The 6,601-nt window shown below is 56.1% G+C and carries 6 protein-coding genes; 4 read left to right on the top strand and 2 right to left on the bottom strand.

From position 1 onward, the window contains the following. Positions 1-740 (top strand): DUF2345 domain-containing protein (locus tag AACY42_RS27710; protein WP_339483676.1); only part of this gene is annotated, 740 nt, incomplete at its 5' end. Between the two features lie 376 nt (positions 741-1,116). Here AACY42_RS27710 and AACY42_RS27705 read toward each other — a convergent pair. Next, complete coding sequence (locus AACY42_RS27705) at positions 1,117-1,752, bottom strand: hypothetical protein (RefSeq protein WP_339483674.1); 636 nt, start codon at positions 1,750-1,752, stop codon at positions 1,117-1,119. Here AACY42_RS27705 and AACY42_RS27700 point away from each other — a divergent pair. From AACY42_RS27700 to AACY42_RS27690, 3 genes are read left to right on the top strand one after another with little or no spacing between them, the layout of a single operon-like run. After that, entirely contained in the window at positions 1,729-5,304 is a 3,576-nt protein-coding gene (locus AACY42_RS27700; protein WP_339483672.1) for an RHS repeat-associated core domain-containing protein, read from the top strand. The two genes, AACY42_RS27705 and AACY42_RS27700, sit on opposite strands and share 24 nt — an antisense overlap. Then, positions 5,301-5,792, top strand: coding sequence for a hypothetical protein (locus AACY42_RS27695; RefSeq protein WP_339483670.1), 492 nt, complete (start codon positions 5,301-5,303; stop codon positions 5,790-5,792). The genes AACY42_RS27700 and AACY42_RS27695 overlap by 4 nt, the downstream gene beginning before the upstream one ends. A gap of 19 nt (positions 5,793-5,811) precedes the next feature. Then, positions 5,812-6,075, top strand: a complete 264-nt coding sequence (locus AACY42_RS27690) for a PAAR domain-containing protein (RefSeq protein WP_339483669.1) — start codon at positions 5,812-5,814, stop codon at positions 6,073-6,075. A 276-nt stretch (positions 6,076-6,351) separates the two neighbouring features. Here AACY42_RS27690 and AACY42_RS28875 read toward each other — a convergent pair. Then, positions 6,352-6,601 (bottom strand): hypothetical protein (locus tag AACY42_RS28875; protein WP_445261762.1); only part of this gene is annotated, 250 nt, incomplete at its 5' end.

The raw sequence follows: 6,601 nt of genomic DNA, 5'->3' as shown, positions 1-6,601 counted from the left end.
GCACCTTCGTGCAGAGCCTGGGCTGGCGGCTGGTGGCGGCCTCCGGCGATATCGACATCCGGGCGCTGAAAGACAACATCAACGTGTTGGCCAAACTTAAGGTCACCGTGACGGCTGAGCGCATCACTCTGAGTGCCAAGGAAGAGATCGTGATTCAGGCGGCGGGGAGTAGCACCACCTACAACGCGGGTGGGATTACTCATGCCACCCGTGGGTTGTACACGGCGCACGCCACGGACTTCATTTACAAGGGAGCGAAGAGCCAGGCGGCGGCGTTTCCAGAGGAGCCCAAGGCCGGGAAAGGGAATTTGGAGTTGTTTCAGCAGTATGCCAATGGTCATGCGTTCAAGGGCGCGGAGTACCAGGTTGACGATGCCCTGGGCAAGGTCATCAAGGGCAAGCTGGATGGCAATGGTTTTGCGGCCGTAGCAGGGTTGGCACCGGGTCCGGTCAAGGTGCTGTTTGGTCGCGATAAAACAGAGACCGCATCCGCTGCCCCTTTTGACAATCAAGACTCATCAGCTCACGCCAAAGCTGGCGCACGCCCACCCGCTACCGCAATGCAACAGGCTTTAAACAGCCTGTTCGCCGCAGAAGCCAGCACTACAAAAAACACCCCGCCCAGCCCTGCCTCCCTCACCAAAGAGTTGAGTGGTACGGCCATCCAAAAGCTCATGCCATTACCAATGGGTGGGCTGTTGAACACACAACTCAAGGAAAGGGAGAACCACAATGGATAATAGATGTGGCGGAGTGGTTGCTCCCACGAACACGTTTACCGAAGAGGATGTCGTAGAAGGCACAGAAATGCTGGCCAAATGGCTCACCACTCTCACCGGCGATGTTGTCAACTGGCGGGCGGTCATTACGGTCGGAGAAATGCTGCCGGTTGCCGGATCAATATTCGCAGCCACCGATGCCGTTGGTGACATCATCGGGCTCGCACGAGGCAACAGCGAATACAGGTCCGACATTTTTAACTGGGTGAGCCTTGGCATCAATCTGTTTGCAATAGTCCCGATCCCCGCCATTGGCCCAGCCCGCGCAGTTATGCGCCCCGCATTAAAAGCGGTCAGAACCAGCCCCAAGGACGGCATTGCGCAAGCTCTTATAGTTTCAATTGAAAACGCCCTGGCAAACATTTGCCCTGGAGATCTTGAGGAAACCCTTAACAAAGTCCAGAGCACCCTGCAGAACATCCTTAAAGATTTTGCGGCAAAAATTGTCGAGGTATGCAAATTCCTGGCAAACCTCATACGGTCTGTCGCCAACGGAACCGTACAAGACGTTGCGCTCAACGTGCTGTTCCCAGGCATAAGCCTGATAGTAAATGCCGCCGACTACATAAAAAGAACTACGGGCCTCGGGTACAGCAAGGAGGACCTGGGCTTCGGTGTTGATAAGCAGAAGTTGATAAAAATGCTTGAACCCGTTGCGGTCAGCATTGAGCAGATTGGCGAGATCGCTGGCGACAAAATCAAAAAAATAGGAATGACTACCGAACCCGGCAGCATCGCAGTGATTGTCAATGCACTTGTCTTGGCCGTAGGAAAACGAAAACGAGCACCCAATCAGGCCAATGTCAGCCCTGCCAGAACCAATGAAAGCAGAAAACAACAACCCCAGAATGGCAACGAGGCCAGCCCTGCGCAACGCCCGGCCCGCGCCGACGCCAATTGCAGAAAACAAGGAACCGCCGGGGGAACCGGATGCAACATCAGCTTTGCCATGGGCAGCGAGACGATTGTCCACACCGACTTCCAGCTCGCCGGCGTTTTTCCCTTGGAGTGGAACAGGATCTATCGCTCATCGCTCTCTGCATTCGACAATAGTCCGTTCGGTGCACGTTGGATCACGCCATTTGCCAGCCGGTTCGACCTAAACGAGGATCAGCTCACCTACCATGCGACTGACGGGCGCAGCCATAGCTATTCGTTGCCGAAGGTTCAGGGACACCACTACGACCCTATCGAAAGCGTGGTAATTGCCCGCGTCAGCAAAACTCAGTTGACACTCCTGCGGGGCCACGAGAGTCAGGAACACTATCAGCGCGCTGGGGACCAGTTTCGGCTGACTGCAATTGCCCTACGCGGTGGTGCGCGCATCGCCCTGCACTACGAGCATCAACACGCGGGCCGAGCAGTGCTTTCGGATCTGGTCACCTACCAGAACGATACCCCGCAACACCATATTCACACTCACACTGATGAGCACGGTCGCATCACTGCCCTATGGCTGATGCACGAAGGCCAGCCCCACCGCCAACTGGCCGGCTATGACTACGATGAACACGGCGACCTGATCGCAGCCCGCGATGAACATACCGCTCAGTGGGACTACCAGTATCAGCATCACTTGATCACCCGTTACACCGACCGCACCGGGCGCGGCATGAACCTGCAATGGCAAGGCGAAGGCCCTGATGCCAAGGCCATACGCGAATGGGCCGACGACGGAAGTCAAGACACCCGTCTGGAGTGGGACGAGAACATCCGCCTGACCTACATGACCAATGCACTGGGCCAGAAAACCCAGCACTACTACGACATCCTCGGCTACACGTACCGCATCATCTACCCGGACGGGAATGAGGAGTGGTTCTACCGCGACGATGCCAAGAACATCACCCAGCACATTCATACCGACGGCAGCACCGACAGTTACGCCTACGACGAGCGTGGCAACCTGCTCCAGCACACCCGCTCCGACGGCAGCAGCGTCCATCACGCCTACGACGACCAGGACCAATGTTTCAAAACCCGCGATGCCGAAGGCGGGCTGTGGAAGTACGATTACGATCAACGCGGCAACATCATCGAAACCATCGACCCGCTGGAGAGCACCACCCAGTACACCTACAACAGCAACAACCTGCCCGTAGTCATCACTGATGCCAACGGCGGCAGCAAGCAACTGGCCTATAACGCCGACGGCCAACTGATTCGTTACACCGACTGCTCGGGCAAAATCAGTCAGTGGGACTACGATGCACTGGGCCAGCTCAGCCGCTTCACCGATGCCGAAGGTCACGTCACCGCCTATGAATACCGCGCCGGGCAGCTGGTACGACTGATCCACCCAGACAAAACCGAAGAACTCTTCGAGCGCGACGCCGAAGGTCGCCTGCTCAGCCACACCGACGCCCTATGCCAGCGCACCACCTGGCACTACAACGAAGCCGGGCTGATCCAGCAGCGCCTTGATGCCAACGGCACCACCCTCGATTACCGCTGGGACCGCCTCGGCCAACTGATCGAATTGCGCAACGAAAACAACAGCACCGCCAGCTTCAAATACGACCCGGCCGGACGCCTGATCAAGGAAACCGGTTTCGACCAGCAAACCACCCACTACCTCTACGACCACGGCAGCAACCAACCGACTCGCCGCCTTGATGGCAACCGGGTCAACGAGTTTGAGTACGACCCGATGGGCCGCCTTATCGCCCGTCATGCAGGGCACAAGGAAGGTCTGGAGTGGCAGACCGAAACCTTCGCCTACGACGGCAATGGCAATTTGCTGCTGGCCGAGAATGCCGCGTGCAAGCTGCAATGGTTCTACGACCGTGCGGGCAACAACACCCGCGAGCACCAATACCTGCGCTACCTGCAGGAACCGCATGTAGCGATCTGGAAGCATGAATACGATGCCCTCAACCAACGTATCGCCACCACTCGGCCGGACGGCCATCGTGTCAGTTGGTTGACCTATGGCAGCGGCCATCTGCTGGCCTTGAAGGTCGATGACACCGAGCTGCTCAGCTACCAACGTGACAACCTGCACCGCGAGATCAGCCGTGACCAAGGCAACGGCCTGCAACAACGGCAAGCCTGGACGCCCAACGGTCAACTACAGGAACAGGCGCTGGGTAAACGCGGCGACTCCCAACGCCTGGTGGTACGCAACTACCGGCATGACGCCGCCGGTCAACTGACCCGCATCGACGACACCCGGCGCGGCACGCTCAGCTACCGTTATGACCCGTTGGGTCGACTGCTCGCCGCCCAGACCATCAGCGGCGAAGAGACCTTCGCCTTCGATCCAGCCAGTAACCTGCTTGACCCGCAGGCACCGCGCCGCCCCAATCAATACGGCCCAACCAAGCTGCTAGACAACCTGCTGCGCGACTACGTCGGCACCCACTACAGCTACGACGAACGCGGCAACCTCAAGGAGCGCCTGCACAACGGCAAAAAATCCCACTTCACCTGGGATCTGTACGATCGCCTGATCGGCTACGCAGATGACAGATTGACCGCCACCTTTGCCTACGACGCGCTGGGCCGACGGCTGTTCAAACTGTCCAAAGCCAAATACCACGACCGCCGCGAAGCCGGGCCGATGTGGAACAAGCTGGAACGCGCCAAACTCGATGAACAGTACGGCTGCGGCTACACCATCTACGGTTGGGACGGTGACTTGCTGGCCTTTGAGAGCCGCAACAACGACAAGAGCGAACGCCTGACCCACTACTTCTTTGAACCGGGCAGCTTTGTGCCAGTGGCGCAGGCTGTGGAACAACGCAGTATCCAACTGCTGCCCCAGCCAGTCTATGAGGGCGCTTACGACATCGACCGCGATCCGGTGTGGCAGCACAAACCTAAGCCGGTGAGCTTCAGCGCCGTGGCGTGGTACCAATGCGACCACCTTGGCACGCCGATGGAGCTGACGGACGAACACGGCGACATCGCCTGGGCCGGCATCTACAAAGCTTGGGGTTTAGCCAAGGAACAGCGCAGTGAGACTGCCAAGCGCACAGATATCCGCAATCCACTGCGCTTTCAGGGGCAGTACTTTGATGTCGAAACCGGGCTGCACTACAACCGCTATCGGTACTATGATCCACAGGTCGGGCGGTTTATTGGCAAGGATCCGATTGGGTTTGCGGGTGGGCTCAATGTTTATGCCTATGCACCAAACCCGGTGGAGTGGACTGATCCGCTAGGGTTGAAGGATGAGCCATTAGCACCGGGAAGTGAAAAAAATCCGCTCGCCACTTCTAGGGCCGCTCGACGTGAATCTATGAGACAAGCAGGAATACCCACAAGCCAACAACCTATTAGTCAGTCAAAAAATAAATCTGGATGGGAGTATCGCTATGAAACACCTCAACCTGGAGGCGGTAAAGGACTTGCATCAGTACAACAACAAACGATGGATGTTAGTCATCCGGACAAACCCCATTGGGAATCTGGAAAAGTCAAACTTGATGACGACGGAAATCCAAGAATGAGCAGGCACGGACGACCGCAGATTCGTAATGGCAAAGGAAAAGCCTTCTATGAAAAGGAGTGTTGCTCATGAATATCCCCCCTTACGAAAGAGAGTTATTATTTAGAAAAGCTCAAGGAAACAAGATACTAGAGAAATTTAAAAAAAAAATAAATAGCATTTTTTTGAATGAATACCGAGAGGAGTCTCGAAAAAGCCTCCCTGAGACGGACCAAATTATTGAGAATCTCAGATCAATGCAGCCAACTCACTGCATAGAGAGAACTTATGAGTCCCTTGATGAGTGCTTTAACTTCATTGCAACTCGGCTTGCACAAAAAGACTTCTACGCACTAATTGATGAAGACTGGAAATACTGCGGAGCTGTACTGATAGAACCAAACACCAAATTAAATAATAACTTTAATTTTAATGAAAGCACTAGCGACGAAATAAGATTTATTGCAGTAGACTTTTCCTCCCAAATATCTGTGGACTACTTCGAAGACTCTGACAATCATATATATGAGTGCTCTATAAAAGAATACGCAACACCAGAGAAGGCACCTTCAACGCCCTGAATTAAAAAGAAGAATGTGCATGAACCTAATCATTAGGCTCGGGGACACCACCAACCACGGTGGTGTTGTCACCGAATCCATCCCCCACACCAACCTCAACGGCAAGCCCATGGCGGGCAAAGGCCACATGGTGATGTGCCCCTTATGCAAGGGCCCCTTCCCCATTGCCGAAGGCAGCAGCACCTATTCCGTCAACGGCATTCCCGTGGCGTTGGATGGCATGAAGACCACCTGCGGTGCCACCCTGATCGCCAGCGGCTCCCGCAGCGCCGTTCACCGCTGACCGGCAACCCCGCTCTTTAACAACCGGACAACACCGGCATTGACTTGATCGCGCCAATGCCTATGCCAACTTCAAACCCGCGACGCCGAAGGCGGCCTGTGGAAGTACGACTACGATCAACGCGGCAACATCATCGAAACCATCGATCCGCTGGAGAACAAAAGCCAGTACACCTACAACAGCGACAACCTCCCAGTAGTCATCACCGATGCCAACGGCGGCGCCAAACAACTGACCTACAACGCAGACGGCCAACTGATCCGCTACACCGACTGCTCAGGCAAGGTCAGCCACTGGGACTACGATGCACTCGGCCAGCTCAGCCGCTTCACCGATGCCGAAGGTCACGTCACCACCTACGAGTACCGCGCCGGGCAACTGGTGCGACTGATCCACCCCGACAAAACCGACGAACTCTTCGAGCGCGACGCCGAAGGTCGCCTGCTCACCCATACCGATGCCCTGCGCCAACGCACCACCTGGCACTACAACGAAGTCGGGCTGATCCAGCAACGCCTGGACGCCA

It is taken from the genome of Pseudomonas sp. RL_5y_Pfl2_73, assembly GCF_963970515.1.
In the GTDB taxonomy this organism is placed as follows: domain Bacteria; phylum Pseudomonadota; class Gammaproteobacteria; order Pseudomonadales; family Pseudomonadaceae; genus Aquipseudomonas.
This window is presented reverse-complemented; position numbering and strand designations above follow the sequence as displayed.

Excerpts from the sequence above, each read along its gene's own strand:
- AACY42_RS27690 (WP_339483669.1), top strand. The coding sequence starts at position 5,812 with ATGAACCTAATCATTAGGCTCGGGGACACCACCAACCACGGTGGTGTT.
- AACY42_RS27695 (WP_339483670.1), top strand. The coding sequence starts at position 5,301 with ATGAATATCCCCCCTTACGAAAGAGAGTTATTATTTAGAAAAGCTCAA.
- AACY42_RS27700 (WP_339483672.1), top strand. The coding sequence starts at position 1,729 with ATGGGCAGCGAGACGATTGTCCACACCGACTTCCAGCTCGCCGGCGTT.